Raw genomic sequence first — 18,103 nt, 5'->3', positions numbered from 1 at the left:
GGATGAATTGGCCCAGACATCAAGGTCAAAAGCAAAAAGTGGGGGTCAAACTCCTGAGAGGAGAGACAAGGCGTGCTCGTGAAGGCTTTTATTGGCAGAGGCAAGAACATAGCCTGGGTTATTCAAGGTGAGAGGATTGCCATCCCAATCTGAAATAACACCGCCCGCATTTTCAACAACAGGAACCAATGCGCAATAGTCGAAAGGTTTCATGTCAAAATCGGCAACAATATCGATAAAGCCGTGCGCCAAAAGTCCGTATGCGTAGCTGTCATAGCCAAACCGTGTGCGGGCCACAGTGTCCAGTAGCTTTTTGTAATCGTCACCCCGTTCGCTGAAAAGCAACTCAATTCCCCAGGAGAATAAAGAGGCTTCTGAGCAGGTGGTGATAGTCTCGCGGGCGCTAATCTGAGTGCCGTTGAGTTCAGTTTTTCCGTTGGCACCAACCCATCTTTCTTTCGCGATAGGTTGATCGATGACGCCCATGATCGGCTTGCCGTTGCGGGTAAGTCCGATCAAGGTTGCAAAGGTTGGGACGCCCGAAATGAACGAATGGGTGCCATCAATCGGGTCCAGCACCCAGACATATTCAGAATCAAGTCTGACCTGACCATGCTCCTCGCCGTAGATGCCATGCTCTGGAAAAGCGGCTTCGATCATGTCGCGCATGACCATTTCGGCATTGCGATCCGCAATCGTAACCGGGCTGGCATCATCTTTCGAAATGATGTCAATCTTTTCTCTGAACAGAGGGGACACTACATCACCGGCTGCATCAGCAAGCCGGTGAGCAAGTTCCAGAAATTCTGGGGGGCATGTCTCAGTCATAAACTAGACTACTTATCCTGCTATTAGTTGGCAGCTGGAAGCGGGACATCGTCCTTACCAAGCGTCCGAAGATAGCCAATCAAATCAGCCCGATCAGTTGGCTTTTTCAAACCATTAAAGGACATCTTAGTCCCTTTGATGTACTCTTTAGGCTTCTTCAGGAACGCATCCAGAGATTCGTAACTCCAGTCTCCGCCCTTTTCTATCAACGCACTTGAATAGGAGAAGCCATCGACTGCACCTTTCGCGCGATTCAAGACACCATAGAGGTTCGGACCAATTTTGTTGGCACCGCCTTCATCAACCGTGTGGCAGGCGCCACATTTTTTGAAGACTTTCTCACCCTTGGATACATCTGCAGAGGCCAGAAGGACGCCAAGAGACGGGCCTTCTTCTACAGCTGCGGTGGCTGTTGATGCCGTGGCGTCAGCTTCGCCTGTGTCGATCGCGTAGGCCGTTTCTTCCGGAAAGGAAGGGGAAACGGCAATGTCGGCAACTGCGTTGACAACAACAACAGCGAGGGCACCTGCAAGGACTGCACCGGCTATTTTATTTAGCTCAAAAGAATTCATTGCTTACCTCAGCTCAAATATTCTGGGCGTAGCTCTAGCAAACGCGACAAAAAAAAGCGAGTGGAATTTAACGGGTTTCGCTTCGAATGTACAACACGTATATAATCGGTGCTAAATTGTGACAACTCGTAATTCGTTTCAATGAACTGAAACGACACGATTTTCAGGAAGGATTCGAAGCTTTATGGCCGAAGCATTAAAGCCTGTCATCGTTATTCCCGCGCGCATGGCGTCAACACGTTTGCCGGGAAAACCACTTGCGGACATTGCCGGGAAACCAATGATCGTGCAAGTGTTGGAGCGCGCAAAGGAAGCAAATATCGGTCCGGTTCTTGTTGCCTGCGCTGAACAGGAGATCGCAGAGGCGGTTACTGGCGCTGGGGGACAAGCTATTCTTACCAAGCCGGATCATCCTTCCGGGTCGGACCGGGTGCATGAGGCCGTAGAGCTTTTCGATCCGGCAGGAACCCATGATGTGATCATCAATTTGCAGGGCGATTTGCCATTGTTGGATCCGTCCGCCATCCGCGCGTCTTTAAAGAGTATCGAGGAAAGTGCCGCTGATCTGGCGACTTTGGTTGCCAAAATCAGTGATCCTGCCGAACTGGATGACGAAAGTGCCGTGAAAGCGGTTGTCAGCCTGCTTCCAGGCGCGAAACGAGGACCCGCCTTGTGGTTCAGTCGGTTAAAAGCACCGGGAGGAGACGGGCCGCACTATCATCACATTGGCATTTATGCCTATCGGCGGGCCGCCTTGGCGCGTTTTGTCGCTTTGCCACCATCCCCGTTGGAAGTGCGTGAAAAGCTGGAACAGTTGCGGGCGCTTGAGGCTGGAATGCGAATTGATGCGGCTCTCGTTGACACCGTGCCTTTGGGTGTTGATACTCCTGAAGATCTGGCGCGTATCCGAGAGATGTTCAAGGCTCGTATCGCGCGCTGACCCTGATTAAATTGTAACTTTCACCGATTGCCCAAGATTGACCGGAATATATTATGACGACGCCTGAACCAGAAAATGCCATTGCCTTCCAGGGTGTGCCAGGAGCCTACAGCCATTTGTCCTGCCGGAATGTTTTTCCGGATATGGAGGCGATCGCCACAGAAACTTTTGCGGACGCCATTGCAATGGTGCGTGAAGAGCGAGCCAAATATGCGATGATCCCCATTGAGAATTCACTGGGTGGGCGTGTGGCCGATATTCACTATCTGCTTCCCGAGTCTGGTCTTTTCACAATAGGCGAGCATTTTCAATCGGTTCAGCATCAGTTGTTGGGGGTTCCCGGCGCGAAGCTGACAGATATCAAGCAAGTGCATAGTCACGAACAGGCGCTGGCGCAGGTTCGCAATTTCACCCGGGAACTCGGGATCGAACCGGTTATTCATTATGATACGGCGGGCTCTGCAAAAATGATTGCGGAGCTTGGGGACAAAAGTCAGGCGTCTGTGGCGTCAAGCCTTGCCGGGGAAATCTACGGTCTGGATGTAATCCGTGAACGCATTGAAGACCGGCTGGGCAATACGACCCGTTTTTTAATTATGTCCCGTAAACGTCTGGATCCGGATCCGCGTTCCGGGCCTTGTATGACGAGCCTTGTTTTTCAAGTGCGTAGTCAACCTGCCGCCCTTTATAAGGCGCTTGGTGGGTTTGCAACCAATGGCGTGAATGTCACGAAGCTGGAAAGCTATATCACGGATGCTAGCTTTGAAGCGGCCCAGTTTTATATCGAGGTTGAAGGGCACCCGGATGAGGCCCATGTCTCGCGGGCATTGGAAGAGCTGCAGTTTTTCAGCGCCAAGCTAAAAGTGCTTGGTGTTTATCCAGCTCATTCTTACAGGCGGGAATATAGTTCGAAAGCTTGATGAAAGTCACTTGCTTTCCCAAAATATTGAGAATATAAGCGCTTTCAAATTTGAGCAGCCTGCCACGGGCTGTTACTCGTATATATGTGAAGGTAAGTGTTATGAATTCAGCAAAAATGAACGGGGGGCAACTCATCTTTCTGATCATGGGTGTTATTGCGATGACCGTTGTTGTCACAACATCGAATATTGTCGTCGAGATTCCGATCAATGATTGGCTGACATGGGGGGCTTTGACTTATCCTTTTGCGTTTTTGGTGACGGATCTTACGAACCGAGCCTTGGGCGCCGCCAAGGCGCGCCTTGTGGTAACGGTTGGATTTGTTGCCGCGGTTGTTATGTCGCTGCTTTTGGCTAATGAACGCATTGCGCTTGCTTCCGGAAGTGCGTTTTTAATCGCGCAGTTGCTGGATGTGTTTCTTTTCGATCGGTTGCGGCAGGCCGTGTGGTGGAAAGCGCCGCTGGTCTCCTCCGTTGTCGCTTCTTTTGTGGATACCCTGATTTTCTTTAGTCTGGCTTTTGCGGGTACTGGTCTTCCTTGGGAAACCTGGGCGTTAGGCGACTATGGGGTCAAGCTTGCTATGGTCGCAATTTTGATTATTCCGTTCCGTGGCCTTTTAAAATTCACAGACCCGTTGACATTGGCCAGTACTGGCCGCTAATCTGACGGCCAGACAAAAAAAGGGGCTGCGCGCAAACGCAGCCCAAGTCGGGAGGAAACGCCCTAAATTAGGGCTGTCAGTGTGTGTGCTGACTGACTTTATATTGCACTTGCGAAATCATATCGCAAGTGCAAATTCCTCTTTTTCCCATCTTTTTTCATTTTATTCGTTTTCGCAATATTTGTGCTGCGTTAATATGCAGGATGCTTAAATTCAGGGCAGTAAAAGCGTGCGTTTTAGGCACTTGATGATCATCTGATGTATATTTTCGACTTTCAATTCAGTTTCAGCTGCTTTCGTTTGAAAGTGATTCATTTCATGACAAATGCATAGATCAAAAAAAAGACCGGAGAAAAATCCCGGTCTTTTTAACTGGTATGTTGCAATGCAACATTTTGGTCATCAACCTTCATTCAGCCACGCCAAAGCAAGTTGGTGGGCTATGGCAAGAGGAGGGGATGCGCGCGGTGATTCCAGCGTTCCTGCTTTTCTGAGTAATTCACGGACTTCCTCGCGGCTGAACCAGCGGGCATCTTCCAGTTCCACAGGATCCAGGACAATTTCTTCATTCAGGGCTTCTGTGAAGCAGCCAATCATCAGGGAAGATGGATAAGGCCAGGGTTGGGACGAGTGATAGGTGACGTCTCCCGTTTTTATCGCGGTCTCTTCAAAGACTTCCCGTCTCACACCCTGCTCAATCGTCTCGCCCGGTTCAATAAATCCGGCAAGGCAGGAATATTGTCCTTTCGGGAAATTATGGCCGCGACCCATCAGGCATTTGTCCCCTTTTGTAACCATCATGATGGCGACAGGGTCTGTTCGGGGAAAGTGAGAAGCGCCGCAAGCGTCATTGCTGCATTTTCGGGAATACCCTGATTCCTTTAAAACCGTCTGATTTCCGCAGACGGCACAAAATTGGTGATTGTCATGCCATGAAATCATGGAGCGTGCCTGCGCTAAAGCTCCTGCTTCGCCCGGACGCAACTGGGCAGAGATAGAGCGAACGTCAATAAACTTCCCCCAATCTGAATTGGGTGGCTGTTTAGGGTTCTCAATGTCGGAGACATCAATCGCAAAGTGACAGGCAAAGTCGGCGATGCCCAAAAAAATCAATGTTGCACCGGCCTCAATGAATTCTTTGACATCCGCATAGCCACGCCAATCGATGGAGGGGCCATCGGGTACATTAATCAGGGCTTTCAGGTTGTGAAGCGGTAGGTACCGTGTGGATGGTTGTTTTTGTTTTTCTGCCATCCATTTCGCATCAGCGCGATGTTGGGCAGCCCGGTCAAATCTATTGCCGGTAAATACGAGTGGTTTTGTCATGGTGGCGGAACTCTCGCATAACTTTTACGGGCGCGCAATCATGATCATGAGGGCTTTTAAGGCAGAAAAGACCCAAAAATATGGATAGCCGCCAAAAAAAATGCTTTAGGGGGTTGCTTCTTTAACGAACTTATCAGATATAAGCGTTGGAAGGCTGGCGATGGGCGTGCCCCTCGCGAACCCGGTCAGGTCCGGAAGGAAGCAGCCGTAACGAGTTACGGCGCGGGTCGTTGTCAGTCTTCTATTTACCCCCACATTTTATTGGAATCAGGCGTATATTTCTTTGATCAATTCGATCGGGGTCTGATATGCTGCGCCAATGTCAGAAGAAAACTCCAATTCAGCGTATCGTGTCCTTGCGCGTAAATACAGACCATCAAATTTTGATGATCTGATCGGCCATGAAGCCATGGTCAAAACCCTGTCCAATGCTTTGGAATCGGGGCGGCTGGCGCATGCCTTTGTTTTGACAGGCACGCGGGGGATCGGAAAAACGACAACGGCCAGAATTATCGCCCGTGGTCTGAATTGTACCGGACCCGATGGAGACGGCGGGCCAACGGTGCATCCGTGTGGTGTTTGTAAAAACTGTATCGCTATTTCTGAAGATCGGCATCAGGACGTTCTGGAAATGGACGCGGCCAGTCGGACCGGTGTGGACGACATTCGTGAATTGATCGACGGGGTGCGCTATCTGCCGGTTAGTGGCCGGTATAAAATCTACATTATCGACGAAGTGCATATGCTGTCGAAAAACGCGTTTAATGCATTGCTGAAGACACTGGAAGAGCCACCTGAACATGTGAAATTCATTTTTGCGACCACTGAGATTCGTAAAATTCCCGTAACCGTTCTGTCCCGGTGTCAAAGGTTTGACCTGAAGCGGGTCGATGCGGAAAGGCTGGCAGATTATTTCGGAACGATTGCAGCGAAAGAAGATGCTGAAATTGAAGATAATGCACTGGCTTTGATTGCGCGTGCGGCCGAAGGGTCAGTTCGGGATGGATTGTCCTTATTGGATCAGGCTATTGCCCACGGAGATGGAGCTGTCTCTGCCGAGCAGGTTCGGGATATGCTGGGACTAGCCGACCGCTCCCGGATGCTGGATTTGCTGGAAACCATTTTTAAAGGCGAGATTGCCGAGGCGTTGACGATTTTACGCAGTCAGTATGATAGCGGCGCTGATCCGGTGGTTGTTATTCAGGACCTGTTGGAATTGACCCATTGGCTGACAACGTTGAAAGTAACACCGGAGGCTGCCAATAATGTCGCGATGTCAGGCGGTGATGTCTCCCGCGGACAGGAAATGGCGCAGGCGCTGGGTATGCCATCTCTGGCGCGGGCGTGGCAGATGTTGTTGAAAGGATTGGACGAAGTCCGTAATGCACCGATGACCCTTGCAGCAGCTGAAATGATTCTGGTGCGGCTGGCCTATGCGAGTGATTTACCCTCGCCGGAAGACCTGGCGAAGAAAATTCAGGATGGAGCAGGAAGCTCTCAGCAGGCAAAACCCAACTCCCCTTCTGGCGGGCATGGAACCGGTGCGTCGATGCGGTCCGGTGGCGCCGCAACTTTGGCGGTGTCAAATGCGTCACCTGCAATGTCTGAAAATCCTCAATCCGAACAGGCCTATCGGCAGGCAGCGGCGCCCCGTGCGCATTTATCATTAGTTGAACCTGTCGCGCCTGAACCGGTGTCTGAGCCGGCAGTACAGCCGGCTGAACCCCTGAAAAGGGAGGCAGATTTTGTTGATATGGAGGATTTGGTCAACCTGCTGCATGATCGAAGTGATGTGATGCTGCGTAGCCAGCTCATCAATTTTGTTCGTCCGGTCAAGTTTGAAAAAGGTGTGTTGGAATTTAGCCCTGCGCCTAGCGCGCCTGCCGATCTGGCCGCCCGTTTGGGAATCCGATTACGGGAAATCACGGGCGAGAAGTGGTCCGTGACCTTGTCGGCAAATGCCGAAGGTGCGCCAACCGTCGCTGAAAAGCGGGCCTTGGATAAGGCCGCGATGATCGCCGCGATCGATAAGCATCCGCTTGTCCAAAGTGTTAAAAGTATTTTTGAGGGTGCGTCTATTCGGGATGTCCGGGATTTAGGACCGGGTCTTGAATTTATGGCAGACGGTGACATATCGCCCAATGATGATAGTGAGTAACGGAGAATTCCCATGAAAAATCTCGGCAACCTGATGAAGCAGGCCAAGGAAATGCAAACCAAAATGGCTGAAATGCAGCAGGCATTGCAGGACCATGAACTGACCGGCGTTTCGGGCGCTGGAATGGTCGAGGTTACCTTGAACGGAAAAGGGGATATGAGAGGGTTGAAAATTGACCCATCTTTGGTTGATCCTGATGACAAGGAAGTCATGGAAGACCTTATTAAAGCGGCCCATGCAGATGCCCGCAGCAAGGTCGAGGCATATAGTCAGGAAAAAATGAAAGAGATGACCGGTGGGTTGCAACTTCCTCCCGGAATGGAAATGCCTTTTTAAGCTGGTCGTTATTTTATGAGCACATCCGAAATTGATCAGTTGATCCAATTGCTTTCCAAGTTGCCGGGGCTTGGCAGCCGTTCTGCGCGTCGGGCAACCCTGTTTTTAATAAAGCATCGGGAAAGTTTGCTGATGCCATTGGCAAATGCAATGTCGGCGGCGGCAGAAAACGTGAAAACATGCGGCCAATGTGGAAATCTGGATACCCTCGATCCCTGCTCGGTTTGTATAGACCCGGCACGGGACAAGAAAACCATTTGTGTGGTTGAAGATGTTTCGGATCTGTGGGCGCTGGAACGGGCTGGCGTTTTTTCCGGCCAATATCAGGTTCTTGGCGGAACGCTGTCTGCCCTTGATGGGGTTGGACCAGAAGACCTGAAAGTTGACCCCCTGCTTAATCGATTGAGCGACGAGACAGTTGAAGAGGTTATTCTTGCGTTAAATGCGACAGTCGATGGTCAGACAACAGCTCATTATTTGACTGAAAGGATTGAAGATACCAATCCAACCCTGACAGTCAGTCATTTGGCCCATGGTGTGCCGGTTGGCGGAGAGCTGGATTATCTGGATGACGGGACGCTGGCAACAGCCCTTAAATCCCGGCGATCTCACGCCTAGTTCTGTTGAAGACGGTCAGGAGGGCTTGAAAGCAGATCTTCCTGATCATTTTCTCCAAGCTGAAGATCTTCTATTTTTTCAGCCCGGCTTGAAATCTTGCGGCTGGATGTTTCAATTTCCCCAATATCTTTTGAGGCTTGTGCGAAATGCTTGGACAGATTGTCCACGCGCTTGTCCAGACGGTCGACATCCTTGATCAGGATGCCCACTTCTTTTTGAATGACACCCGCCTGTTCCCGCATTTGACTGTCTTTCAGGACCGCGCGGACAGTATTCAGCGTCGCCATTAAAGTGGTAGGTGAAACAATCCAGACCCGTGCCTGATAGGACTTTTCCAGAATCTGCGGAAAATTGGCATGAAGTTCGGCATAAACGGCTTCAGAGGGAAGAAATAACAAAGCAGATTCGGCCGTTTCCTCGTCAATGATATATTTGCCCGCGATATCACTGATATGCTTGGTCATTGCCGAAATAAAAGCACGATTAGCGGTTTGGATTTCAGCCTCGGACTTTGCGTTGCGGATCAAGTGATAGCTTTCAAGTGGAAATTTTGCATCGACAACGATCGGTCCGGGTGGATTGGGTAGCCGGATCAGGCAGTCTGCCCGTTTCCCGTTATTCAGGGTCACTTGAAAATCGTATGACGAAGGCGGCAGCGCTGATTTTACCAGATCATTTAATTGAATTTCGCCAAAAGCGCCACGCGCCTGTTTGTTGGCAAGAATGTCCTGTAGACCAACCACCTGATTGGATAAATCTGTCAAATTATTTTGCGCCTTATCAATGATTGCCAGCCTTGTTTGTAGATCATTCAATGACTTACCGGTTTTTTCGCTGGATTGTTCGAGGCTGTCTCCAAGTCGTTTCGAAACCGTATCCAGTCGATCTGACAGGGTTTTGTTGATTTCATCGCGGCTCGCTGCCCCGTCGGCAGAGATCTGTCTTAGCTGGCCTTCCAGTTGAGCCTGCTGGTTTAGAAGATTTTCTGTCAGGCGGGTCAGGTTCTCACTGTTTGACATCGCCCCGTGGATCATTTTTTCAGATTTTGCCAGTTTTAAAGCCATGAAAGCGGTGACAACAACGAGGAGAATAATAACGGCAATCAGTAAATATTCCATAGAAGGGCCTCCAGCCCACAATTTTTGCTTTTCTTAAGAACCTTGACGTAGGCCCAGCAGAGTAATACCTAAAGGGAGAAAATGCACCCTGCTTAATGTAACGTGAAGACTGTCTGAAGACTATGGCCCTATTGCCCATTATTACCGCGCCGGATCCGCGGCTTAAAACAATTTCCACTCCTGTAGAGACTGTGGACGATGAAATCCGCAAACTTGTCGATGACATGTTTGAAACCATGTACGAAGCCCCTGGTATTGGCCTTGCCGCCATTCAGGTGGGCGTTCAAAAACGTGTTTTGGTCATGGATGTCGTCGGTAAAGGCTCGAAAGAGGGAGACCCACAACCGATCGCTATTATTAATCCTGAAATAACCTGGGTTTCTGATGATGACGCCTCCTATGAAGAAGGATGTCTTTCTGTACCGCAGCATTATGCCGATGTTGTGCGCCCAGCAGAAGTAAAGGTCAAATATCTTGATCTGGATGGGAAAACTCAGGAACTGCACGCTGACGGGTTGCTCGCGACGTGCGTTCAGCATGAAATGGATCATCTGGATGGCATTCTGTTTGTTGATCACATTTCCGCCTTGAAGCGGAATATGATTTTACGCAAGCTTCTCAAAATTAAAAAGCAGGCAAGTTAGGATACGGGGCATGAATAATCTGAGAATCGCGTTCATGGGAACGCCCGATTTTTCGTGCACAGTTCTAAAAGCGTTGTTGGCGTCCCCTCATGATGTGGTGTGTGTTTATTCACAGCCGCCTCGTAAAGCGGGACGCGGTAAAAAGGTTGTTCCGACACCTGTTCACAAACTGGCACAAGAGGCGGGCATAGAAGTAAGAACACCTGTTTCTTTGCGCTCAGACGAGGCGCAAGCCGAGTTCGCTGCCCTGAATTTAGACGTTGCAGTTGTCGTGGCCTATGGGTTGATTTTACCAAAACCGATATTGGAAGCGCCTGAATATGGTTGTCTCAATTTGCATGCGTCTTTGCTGCCGCGATGGCGCGGTGCAGCCCCGATACAACGGGCGATTATGGCGGGGGATCGGCAAACTGGCGTCGGTGTGATGCAAATGGCTGAGGGTCTTGATACGGGAGATGTACTGGCTGAAGCGACCGTTGACATCCAGCCCGACACAACCGCTGCAACGCTCCATGACGCGTTGGCCGATGTCGGGGCCAGGCTGATGGTTGAGACGCTGGATAAGCTGCCTACAGGAAGCCTTGTTCCGCGCACGCAAAATGAAGGCGGTGTCACTTATGCCAAGAAAATAGACAAGGCCGAAGCGGTGATCAATTGGTCGATGCCTGCGACGGAATTAAGTTGTCATATTCGGGGCTTAAGCCCATTTCCCGGTTGTTATTTTGAACGAGGCGGTCAGCGGATCAAGGTGTTGAACGTTGAAGTGGCAGACGGTACCGGCAAGCCCGGTGAAGTGTTGGATGATGGGCTGAAGGTTGCCTGCGGTGAAGGGGCCTTGACGCTAACCATGCTTCAAAAAGCTGGAAAATCCCCCATGGATACAAAAACCTTTCTCAATGGCTACCCTCTTACAAAAGGTGAGGTTCTTGCCTGATGCCTCGCTATAAAATCACGATTGAATATGATGGCCGCGACTTGGTCGGTTGGCAGCGGCAGGAAAATGGCCCGTCTGTTCAACAACATATTGAAGAAGCGATTTTTAAATTCTGCGGTGAAGATATCCGTATTCAAGGGGCAGGACGAACAGATGCCGGGGTTCACGCTCTGGGGCAGGTTGCCACATTTGATCTGTCCGGGGACCATACGACCAGAACGGTCATGAACGCGATTAATCAGCATTTGAAACCGGCGCGGGTTGCTATCTTAGACTGTAGCCGTGTCGATGCCGAGTTTAACGCGCGTTTCTCTGCGACCGGTCGGCATTATCTCTATCGTATCATCAATCGCCGGGCCCCTTTGACGATTGATAATGGACTGGCATGGCATGTAAAGCGTGATTTAGACAGTGATGCGATGAAGGCGGCGACCGAAATATTGATCGGGCGCCATGACTTTACCAGCTTTCGGGCCGCCGCCTGTCAGGCGAAATCACCGGTTCGGACATTGTCGAAACTTGATGTTCAGCGTTTTGACGATGAAATTCAGGTTCGGGTGTCCGCCCTGTCTTTTCTTCACAATCAGGTGCGATCCATGGTTGGAACATTATCGCTTGTTGGCACCGGTCAATGGACCAAGGATGACGTACAGAAAGCGCTGGATGCGCGGGACCGGCAAAAAGCAGGTCCCAACGCTCCGGCATACGGGCTTTATCTGACGGATGTGGATTACGATAGCTGAAACGGATAAACGCTTCCTAATTTCAGTATGTCGGTCAGGTCATCCAACGCTTCGCGGCTTTCCTGCAACAGCTGTGGATCAGCTAAATCCGCCGGGCTGAGGGTATCGCGGTAATGTTTGTGGACCCATGCTACCAGATCTTCATAAAGTGCATTATCAAGAAGAACACGTGTCTGCAGGCTGTCTCTTTCTGCTTTGGACAGGCTGACCCGTAACCGCAGGCAGGCAGGTCCTCCGCCATTGTTCATACTTTCCCGAAGTTCTTTATAGTGAATTGTTTTTATCGGTGTGTTTTGCGCCAATAAACGGTTCAGATAATCGTATACGCGGTTATTGTTTTTGCACTCCATTGGAGCGATCAGTTGCAGGTCGTTCTCTGCTCCGGGAAGCTGAACCAGCTGCGTATTAAACAGATAGGATGCAACAGCGTCTTCTACAGGCACGTCTTTTCGGGATACTTCAATCAAAGACAGGGGGTTGCCAGCAAAGCAGCGTTTCAAGTTTTGAATAAAATCATCAGAGTTTAAAAAAGCGTCCTGATGGAAAAAGAGGCAGTTTGCCGAGCCCACTGCAATTACATCGTTATGAAAGACACCGGCGTCAATAACGGCCGGATTTTGTTGAACGAAAAGGGTGCGGTTTATGGATAATCCATGATTTCGGGCAACGGCTTCACTTGCCTCCCGCGTTTGCCGCGCTGGGTATCGGGAGGGGCGAGGCGTGGAAGGATCAAAGGCCGAGCGCCCATAGGTGAAAATTTCAATGCCTGGGCTTTCTGCCGAAGGTGTCAGTCGCGTGTGGTTCGCCGCCCCTTCGTCTGAAAAGAAGGAGCCTGGTGGAAGGGCGTCGTGATGGGCAAAATGGTCGGGGTGCGAGAAAATTTTCTTCAATATGCGCCCTGTATCCGGATGTTCGATGGATCTGTGAAACATTGCGGACAGGTTTGCCGGTGTGAAATGGGTACGGCCATCCGTCGTGTCGGCTGCTGGACTAACGGTTGCAGCATTAGCGACCCACATGGACGAAGCCGAGGAGACTGATGCTAACAGATGAGGCGCCTGTTTTTGTACAGTTGAGAGAATATGTTCATCCGTTCCAGTGAAACCCAGAGCCCGTAGCGTTGGTGTATGGGGGCGTTCCAGGGGCGGTAATACCCCTTGCACCAGCCCCATATCCATAAGGGACTTCATCTTCTGAAGGCCTTGAAGGGCTGCCGCCTTGGGATGAGAGGACGCATCACGGTTTTTCGTAGACGCGACATTACCACGCGATAATCCGGCGAAGTTATGGGTTGGCCCTACCAAGCCATCAAAATTTATTTCTGCACTCAAAGTCATAAGGAGATCCCAGGTGTCAGTGTCTCGGGCAGATCGGCTTTGTCTGCCTCTACAGAGGCAACAGGATAGGCGCAATAGTCTGCGGCGTAAAAGGCACTTGGCCGGTGATTGCCGCTGGCCCCGATGCCGCCAAATGGTGCCGCCCCGCTTGCACCGGTCAGCGGTCTGTTCCAATTGACGATGCCTGCTTTGGATAAAGCAAGGAAGGTTTCATATTCAGCGGGGTCATCGGTAAAAATACCAGCGGAAAGACCAAAGCGTGTTTTGTTCGCTATTTGAATTGCTGATTTAAAATCATCAGTTTTGATGACTTGCAAAAGCGGGCCAAAATATTCTTCGTCTGGTAATTCTGAAATGTCGGTTACGTCAATAAGACCGGGGGATAAGAACGGTTTTCCGTCTTCCAGGCGGGCCATTTTTACAAGCGTTTTGCCGCCCAGCCGAATAAGGTTTTCCTGCGCGGCAAGCATACCATCTGCAGCTTTGTTTGAAATGACACTTCCCATAAAGGGCACGCTGTCCGCTTTGTCAGGGCCCACCTGAATGGACTGGGTTGTTTGGGTCAGTTGATCCAGAAAGGCACTCCGTTGGTCGCTTTGGGGTAAGATCAACCGCCGGGCACAGGTGCATCTTTGTCCGGCGGTTACAAAAGCGGATTGCACCGTGTGATACACCGCTCCTTTGATGTCTGAAACATTGCTAACAATCAACGGATTGTTTCCGCCCATTTCAAGGGCTAGAATCTTCCCGGGCCGACCGCCGAATTCCGAATGGATCAAGCTGCCTGTCCGTGAACTCCCGGTAAAAAATAGACCGTCGATACCCTCATGGCTGCTGAGGGCTATTCCCGTATCGGCACCGCCTTGTACAAGGTTCAGGACGCCGTTTGGTAATTTGGCGTCCTCCCAGCATTGAACCATTTTTTCAGCGACAGCGGGCGTAAGCTCACTTGGTTTAAAAATGACGCAATTCCCTGCAAGTAACGCAGGTACAATGTGACCATTGGGCAGGTGACCGGGGAAATTATAGGGGCCAAAAACAGCAATAACGCCATGGGGTTTGTGCCGAAGGCGTGCGGTGGCACCAGGGATTGGTGTTTCTTTTTGGCCCGTACGGGCATCGTAGGCAGAAAGAGACAGATCGACCTTTCCGATCATGGTGGCAGCCTCGGTCAGGGATTCCCAAAGAGGTTTACCGGTTTCAGATGCGATCAGCGAGGCGATCTCTTCTTTTCTTTCTTTAAGAATAATTTGATAGGCGCGAATAAATTCTATGCGATCGGCAAGCGGCATCAGGGCCCATTTTTCAAAAGCCTGTGACGCGGCTTGTACCGCATCGTCAACATCCTGCTCTGTTGCTGATTTCCCGCGCCAGATCTGTTCTCCTGTCTGTGGGTTTTCAGACGAAAAAGGCGTACCATTTGCGGACTGCCAGTGCCCGCCGATAAAAAGAGTGGCCTGTGTCATGGTGTCTCCTTTTGCTTTATTTCGCAAAGCTGATGGTCTGTCCGGGTTCAACCTGCAAAGTTTCGGCGGTTTCTTGCGTGATATGCACGGTGCTGTCCTCTGCAAGGATAAGGGGCGCCCGAACAAATCGATAATTTTTGAGGTTGGTATTGCTGATCATATAGGGATCGTCAGACAGGCTATCATTTGCCAGAATTTCAGAGACGATCCGCCGATCAGAATGTTGGACCGTGGAAATATTTCTCATCTGACACTGAACGGTTGGGCCGCCATCGAAGATGTCGACATACCCGCTTTTCCGAAATCCCTCTTTTTCGAGTAGACGCAGCGCGGGAGACGATGCGTCATGTGGAATGCCAATGACATTTCGGGCTTCGTCAGGCAAAAGATCTACATAAATTGGATGGCGGGGCATTAGATCTGTAATGAACTGGTTCCCCTTGACCGCACTCATGAAGTCTGCATTTTCAAACCCTAAACCAAAGAATTTTCGGCCAAGCTGCTCCCAAAAGGGGGAGTGGCCTTCTTTGTCCTGCCATCCACGCATTTCGGCGATAATTGTATCGTCAAATCGTTCAGGGAAATCAGCAAGCATCAGGAACCGGCATCTGGATAGAAAACGCCCATTGCCATCTTTGCGATAATCGGGGTCGAGATATAGAGATCCAATCTCGGTACTGCCCGTGAAATCATTCACAAGATGCAGGACCTCCAGCTTGTTTTTCTTTTCCAGTTCCTTGGATATCGAAATCAGGGTTGAGACACGATAGGAGTAAAAGGGTTGATCCAGTCCAACGCCAGCATAAATGGCCGTAGTCCCAACCAGCTTTCCTGATGCGGTGTCCTCCATAACCATGAAGTAAATTTCGCCGTTGCCATGGGTTGTTTCCAAGGCAAAACTTTCTTCACTCTTGTGCAGTTTACTTTCCCAAGAGGTAAGGCTTGTCGGCATGGAAGACATACCGCTTCCTGTGGCTGTTGAGATGTCCATCAGGCAATTCAGGTCAGTAAGTCGGGCGCGCCTGATAATAATCATTGTGGTTCCTCTCGCTTTGGAAACGTAACGTCGCCCACCGCCAGTTTGTGGAGTAGGAGGGCGGTAAGTTTGGCTCGCTCGGATAAACTCTCGCTGATCATGTATTCCTGATCTGAATGAATATTGGCGCCGCGTACCCCCAAGGTATCGATATTAGGCAATCCCGCTGCGGCAAGGTTATTCCCATCACAACATCCTCCCGTTGGTTTTTGGTTTATCGGGAGGTTCAGATCTTCCCCACATTGCTGCAGGATATCGAATAGATGCCGGAAGGAAGGGCTCATCGGTTTTGGTGGGCGGGTAAACTGACCATGCAGCTGGGCAGAAATACCGTCTTGACCATTGGTTTCTGCCGTAATTTTTTCAAGCGCCTGAATAAACCAGTCTTTGTCTTCTGAGGCCTTTATTCGGACATTCAGTCGGCAGATTGCAAGGTCCGGGACAACATTAAGTGCGCCTCCACCTGATATATGCCCAACATTAACAGTTAAATCCTGGCGCTGCCCCGAGAGCATATGGATCTTGCCAACCGCTTCTGACAGGGCGGCGATTGCATTGCGACCCAAATGGTGATCCCGGCCGGCATGAGCGGCTTTTCCGCGCACAACGAGAGTGAAATTTCCGCTTCCTTTACGGGCACCCGCCAAAGTGCCATCAGCAAGTGAAGGCTCGTATACCAGACCTAAATCCGCTTTATTTGCAAGATGGGCCATCGTTTGTCGCGAGCCAAAAGAACCAATTTCTTCATCAGCATTGATCAACACATCCCAACCAATTTGACTTTTGTCCGGGCTTCTTTCAAATGCTTGCAAGGCGGTCAGGATAACCATCAGACCGCCTTTCATATCAGCGGTTCCCGGACCGCCGATTTTTCCATCTCCCAGATCCGTGCAGGATTGAAACGGACTACCCTTATCAAACACGGTATCCATGTGACCGCACAAAAGAACGCGCCTGTTTGCCTCGGGTCTTATCGATACCTTTAGCATCTGACCAACGGCCCGACTGTCCTCATATCCGTCCTTTGTCACCAACGGCATCGGGTCGGATGCCAGCAGTTCGGATTGACCGCCGGTTCGGTCGAACGCCTTCTGAAGGTGGTCGGCCATAACGGCCAGACCTTCCAGGTTGTCACTGCCTGAATTGATCTGCGCCCACTGACAGACAGTTTCGACCATTGCGGACTGCTGGTCGTCGATCCAGGATAGAAAAGAAGGTAATGACATGGATAAACCCTATTTCCAATCTGTACAAACGTCGTCAATGATGCGGAGGCCCTTTGCAAGGTCTTCCTCTGACAGATTAAGCGGTGGCAGAAGCCTGAGGATATCAGTCCCAGCACGGCCAGATAAAAGCCGGGCATCCCTGAGGCGAGCGAGCAATTCAGTGTTCGGAACAACACATTTGACACCCAGCATCAACCCCAGGCCCTGAACATCACTGATGACATGGGGATGTTTCTGTGTCAGTTCGACCAATCCCTGCCTTAGCGTTTCTACTGTTTCCTGAACCTGCTGTAAAAAACCGTCTTCAAGCAACAGATCAAGCACTGCGTTGCCAACTGCAGTCGCGAGTGGGTTACCGCCAAAGGTTGATCCGTGCGTTCCAATGACCATACAGGCTGCGGCTTTTTCCGTCGCCAGACAGGCGCCGATTGGAAAACCGCCGCCGAGCCCTTTTGCAGACGAAAGAATATCAGGTTCAATGTCAGACCATTCATAGGCGAAGAGTTTCCCTGTCCGGCCCATGCCGCATTGGATTTCATCGACCATCATTAAAATGCCGGTTTCATCGCACAGGGCCCTGACAGCTTCAAGATAGCCTTTCGGGGCAGGCAGAACACCGCCTTCTCCCTGAACCGGCTCTAGAATGACACCTGCGGTTTCATCGGAAATGGCCGCACGAAGCGCGTCAATATCGCCGAAGGGGACGTGATCACATTCCAGATCGCCAGTGAAGAAGCCTTTGATGTGGCTGGGGTTGCCCGCGGCGGCAACTGTTGCGATCGTCCGACCATGAAACGCATTTTCCATTCCGATAATACGGGTCCGTTTAGTATCACCGCGATCATAATGATACCGGCGCATTATCTTGAGGCCAGCCTCAACAGCTTCAGCGCCGGAATTGCCAAAGAAGACGCGATCAGCAAAGCTATGTTTGCAAAGCCTGTCAGCAAGCTGCTCTCCCTGTTCCACACGGAACATGTTGGATGTGTGCCAGTATTTATCGGCTTGGTCTTTCAAGGCACCAACAAGGTGAGGGTGGCTGTGCCCAAATCCAGTTACCGCGATCCCAGAAATGAAATCAAGATACCGCTCTCCTTCTTTAGTAATCAGATAGGAGCCTTCTCCCCTTTCAAAGAGGATTTCCGGTGGGGCATATGTTGCCATAAGGGTTTGATGGGGCATTTTTCCTCCAGTTTATATCAGGCTTTTGTGTCAGGCATTGTTCAGTAGCGTAGCAAG

Annotated in this window: 18 protein-coding genes and 1 other RNA gene; 10 read left to right on the top strand and 9 right to left on the bottom strand. The window is 50.6% G+C overall.

Annotation, left to right across the window (positions count from 1 at the left end):
• Positions 1 to 45 precede the first annotated feature (45 nt).
• Together OIR97_RS16540 and OIR97_RS16535 are read right to left on the bottom strand one after the other, a co-directional pair.
• Positions 46 to 828 carry an inositol monophosphatase family protein gene (locus OIR97_RS16540; RefSeq protein WP_169543318.1) on the bottom strand — a complete coding sequence of 261 codons (783 nt, stop codon included), beginning with the start codon at positions 826 to 828 and terminating at the stop codon, positions 46 to 48.
• 23 nt (positions 829 to 851) lie between these two features.
• The gene (locus OIR97_RS16535; protein ID WP_169543317.1) at positions 852 to 1,400 is read right to left on the bottom strand and encodes a c-type cytochrome; all 549 of its coding nucleotides are present in this window, start codon (positions 1,398 to 1,400) and stop codon (positions 852 to 854) included.
• 184 nt (positions 1,401 to 1,584) lie between these two features.
• Here OIR97_RS16535 and OIR97_RS16530 point away from each other — a divergent pair, with 184 nt between their 5' ends.
• The 3 genes from OIR97_RS16530 (at position 1,585) to OIR97_RS16520 (ending at position 3,922) form a co-directional block, all read left to right on the top strand.
• Entirely contained in the window at positions 1,585 to 2,340 is a 756-nt protein-coding gene (locus tag OIR97_RS16530; RefSeq protein ID WP_169543316.1) for a 3-deoxy-manno-octulosonate cytidylyltransferase, read from the top strand.
• 53 nt (positions 2,341 to 2,393) lie between these two features.
• Positions 2,394 to 3,260, top strand: a complete 867-nt coding sequence (locus tag OIR97_RS16525) for a prephenate dehydratase (protein ID WP_169543315.1) — start codon at positions 2,394 to 2,396, stop codon at positions 3,258 to 3,260.
• A 101-nt stretch (positions 3,261 to 3,361) separates the two neighbouring features.
• A complete protein-coding gene (locus tag OIR97_RS16520; RefSeq protein WP_219821578.1) occupies positions 3,362 to 3,922 on the top strand; it encodes a queuosine precursor transporter in 561 nt (186 codons plus the stop codon).
• Positions 3,923 to 4,324: 402 nt separating this feature from the next.
• Here the strand turns inward: OIR97_RS16520 and nudC are convergent, their stop codons facing one another.
• Entirely contained in the window at positions 4,325 to 5,248 is a 924-nt protein-coding gene (gene nudC / locus OIR97_RS16515) for an NAD(+) diphosphatase (protein ID WP_169543314.1), read from the bottom strand.
• Between the two features lie 149 nt (positions 5,249 to 5,397).
• Here nudC and ffs point away from each other — a divergent pair.
• From ffs to recR, 4 genes are all read left to right on the top strand, one after another.
• An RNA gene (gene ffs, locus OIR97_RS16510) (signal recognition particle sRNA small type) lies at positions 5,398 to 5,493 on the top strand.
• 74 nt (positions 5,494 to 5,567) lie between these two features.
• Complete coding sequence (locus tag OIR97_RS16505) at positions 5,568 to 7,406, top strand: DNA polymerase III subunit gamma/tau (RefSeq protein WP_169543313.1); 1,839 nt, start codon at positions 5,568 to 5,570, stop codon at positions 7,404 to 7,406.
• A gap of 12 nt (positions 7,407 to 7,418) precedes the next feature.
• Positions 7,419 to 7,742, top strand: a complete 324-nt coding sequence (locus OIR97_RS16500; RefSeq protein WP_169543312.1) for a YbaB/EbfC family nucleoid-associated protein — start codon at positions 7,419 to 7,421, stop codon at positions 7,740 to 7,742.
• Between the two features lie 15 nt (positions 7,743 to 7,757).
• Entirely contained in the window at positions 7,758 to 8,360 is a 603-nt protein-coding gene (gene recR / locus OIR97_RS16495; protein ID WP_169543311.1) for a recombination mediator RecR, read from the top strand.
• Here the strand turns inward: recR and OIR97_RS16490 are convergent.
• Complete coding sequence (locus OIR97_RS16490; protein ID WP_219821577.1) at positions 8,357 to 9,478, bottom strand: DNA recombination protein RmuC; 1,122 nt, start codon at positions 9,476 to 9,478, stop codon at positions 8,357 to 8,359. The genes recR and OIR97_RS16490 overlap by 4 nt on opposite strands.
• 122 nt (positions 9,479 to 9,600) lie before the next feature.
• Between OIR97_RS16490 and def the strand changes: the two genes are divergently transcribed.
• The 3 genes from def to truA are packed head-to-tail and all read left to right on the top strand — an operon-like array spanning position 9,601 to position 11,799.
• Entirely contained in the window at positions 9,601 to 10,122 is a 522-nt protein-coding gene (gene def, locus OIR97_RS16485) for a peptide deformylase (RefSeq protein WP_169543310.1), read from the top strand.
• A gap of 19 nt (positions 10,123 to 10,141) precedes the next feature.
• Positions 10,142 to 11,056 carry a methionyl-tRNA formyltransferase gene (gene fmt / locus OIR97_RS16480; RefSeq protein ID WP_169544319.1) on the top strand — a complete coding sequence of 305 codons (915 nt, stop codon included), beginning with the start codon at positions 10,142 to 10,144 and terminating at the stop codon, positions 11,054 to 11,056.
• Positions 11,056 to 11,799, top strand: coding sequence for a tRNA pseudouridine(38-40) synthase TruA (gene truA, locus OIR97_RS16475; protein WP_169543309.1), 744 nt, complete (start codon positions 11,056 to 11,058; stop codon positions 11,797 to 11,799). Before fmt ends, truA begins: the two co-directional genes overlap by 1 nt.
• Here truA and astB read toward each other — a convergent pair.
• The 5 genes from astB to OIR97_RS16450 are packed head-to-tail and all read right to left on the bottom strand — an operon-like array spanning position 11,787 to position 18,046.
• A complete protein-coding gene (astB, locus tag OIR97_RS16470) occupies positions 11,787 to 13,136 on the bottom strand; it encodes an N-succinylarginine dihydrolase (RefSeq protein WP_169543308.1) in 1,350 nt (449 codons plus the stop codon). The genes truA and astB overlap by 13 nt on opposite strands.
• Positions 13,133 to 14,602: a succinylglutamate-semialdehyde dehydrogenase gene (gene astD / locus OIR97_RS16465; RefSeq protein WP_169543307.1), complete on the bottom strand. Its 1,470-nt coding sequence runs from the start codon at positions 14,600 to 14,602 to the stop codon at positions 13,133 to 13,135. The genes astB and astD overlap by 4 nt, the downstream gene beginning before the upstream one ends.
• Before the next feature lie 16 nt (positions 14,603 to 14,618).
• On the bottom strand, positions 14,619 to 15,638 hold the full coding sequence (locus OIR97_RS16460) for an arginine N-succinyltransferase (protein ID WP_169543306.1): 1,020 nt from the start codon (positions 15,636 to 15,638) through the stop codon (positions 14,619 to 14,621).
• On the bottom strand, positions 15,635 to 16,864 hold the full coding sequence (locus OIR97_RS16455; RefSeq protein WP_169543305.1) for a hydrolase: 1,230 nt from the start codon (positions 16,862 to 16,864) through the stop codon (positions 15,635 to 15,637). Before OIR97_RS16455 ends, OIR97_RS16460 begins: the two co-directional genes overlap by 4 nt.
• 9 nt (positions 16,865 to 16,873) lie before the next feature.
• Complete coding sequence (locus OIR97_RS16450) at positions 16,874 to 18,046, bottom strand: aspartate aminotransferase family protein (protein ID WP_169543304.1); 1,173 nt, start codon at positions 18,044 to 18,046, stop codon at positions 16,874 to 16,876.
• Positions 18,047 to 18,103 lie beyond the last annotated feature (57 nt).

Source organism: Sneathiella aquimaris, from assembly GCF_026409565.1.
Taxonomy (GTDB): Bacteria; Pseudomonadota; Alphaproteobacteria; order Sneathiellales; family Sneathiellaceae; genus Sneathiella; species Sneathiella aquimaris.
This window is presented reverse-complemented; position numbering and strand designations above follow the sequence as displayed.

Bases quoted from the DNA above. Each gene is read 5' to 3' on its own strand.
- OIR97_RS16540 (WP_169543318.1), bottom strand. From the start codon at position 828: ATGACTGAGACATGCCCCCCAGAATTTCTGGAACTTGCTCACCGGCTT.
- OIR97_RS16535 (WP_169543317.1), bottom strand. From the start codon at position 1,400: ATGAATTCTTTTGAGCTAAATAAAATAGCCGGTGCAGTCCTTGCAGGT.
- OIR97_RS16530 (WP_169543316.1), top strand. From the start codon at position 1,585: ATGGCCGAAGCATTAAAGCCTGTCATCGTTATTCCCGCGCGCATGGCG.
- OIR97_RS16525 (WP_169543315.1), top strand. From the start codon at position 2,394: ATGACGACGCCTGAACCAGAAAATGCCATTGCCTTCCAGGGTGTGCCA.
- OIR97_RS16520 (WP_219821578.1), top strand. From the start codon at position 3,362: ATGAATTCAGCAAAAATGAACGGGGGGCAACTCATCTTTCTGATCATG.
- nudC (WP_169543314.1), bottom strand. From the start codon at position 5,248: ATGACAAAACCACTCGTATTTACCGGCAATAGATTTGACCGGGCTGCC.
- OIR97_RS16505 (WP_169543313.1), top strand. From the start codon at position 5,568: ATGTCAGAAGAAAACTCCAATTCAGCGTATCGTGTCCTTGCGCGTAAA.
- OIR97_RS16500 (WP_169543312.1), top strand. From the start codon at position 7,419: ATGAAAAATCTCGGCAACCTGATGAAGCAGGCCAAGGAAATGCAAACC.
- recR (WP_169543311.1), top strand. From the start codon at position 7,758: ATGAGCACATCCGAAATTGATCAGTTGATCCAATTGCTTTCCAAGTTG.
- OIR97_RS16490 (WP_219821577.1), bottom strand. From the start codon at position 9,478: ATGGAATATTTACTGATTGCCGTTATTATTCTCCTCGTTGTTGTCACC.
- def (WP_169543310.1), top strand. From the start codon at position 9,601: ATGGCCCTATTGCCCATTATTACCGCGCCGGATCCGCGGCTTAAAACA.
- truA (WP_169543309.1), top strand. From the start codon at position 11,056: ATGCCTCGCTATAAAATCACGATTGAATATGATGGCCGCGACTTGGTC.
- astB (WP_169543308.1), bottom strand. From the start codon at position 13,136: ATGACTTTGAGTGCAGAAATAAATTTTGATGGCTTGGTAGGGCCAACC.
- astD (WP_169543307.1), bottom strand. From the start codon at position 14,602: ATGACACAGGCCACTCTTTTTATCGGCGGGCACTGGCAGTCCGCAAAT.
- OIR97_RS16460 (WP_169543306.1), bottom strand. From the start codon at position 15,638: ATGATTATTATCAGGCGCGCCCGACTTACTGACCTGAATTGCCTGATG.
- OIR97_RS16455 (WP_169543305.1), bottom strand. From the start codon at position 16,864: ATGTCATTACCTTCTTTTCTATCCTGGATCGACGACCAGCAGTCCGCA.
- OIR97_RS16450 (WP_169543304.1), bottom strand. From the start codon at position 18,046: ATGCCCCATCAAACCCTTATGGCAACATATGCCCCACCGGAAATCCTC.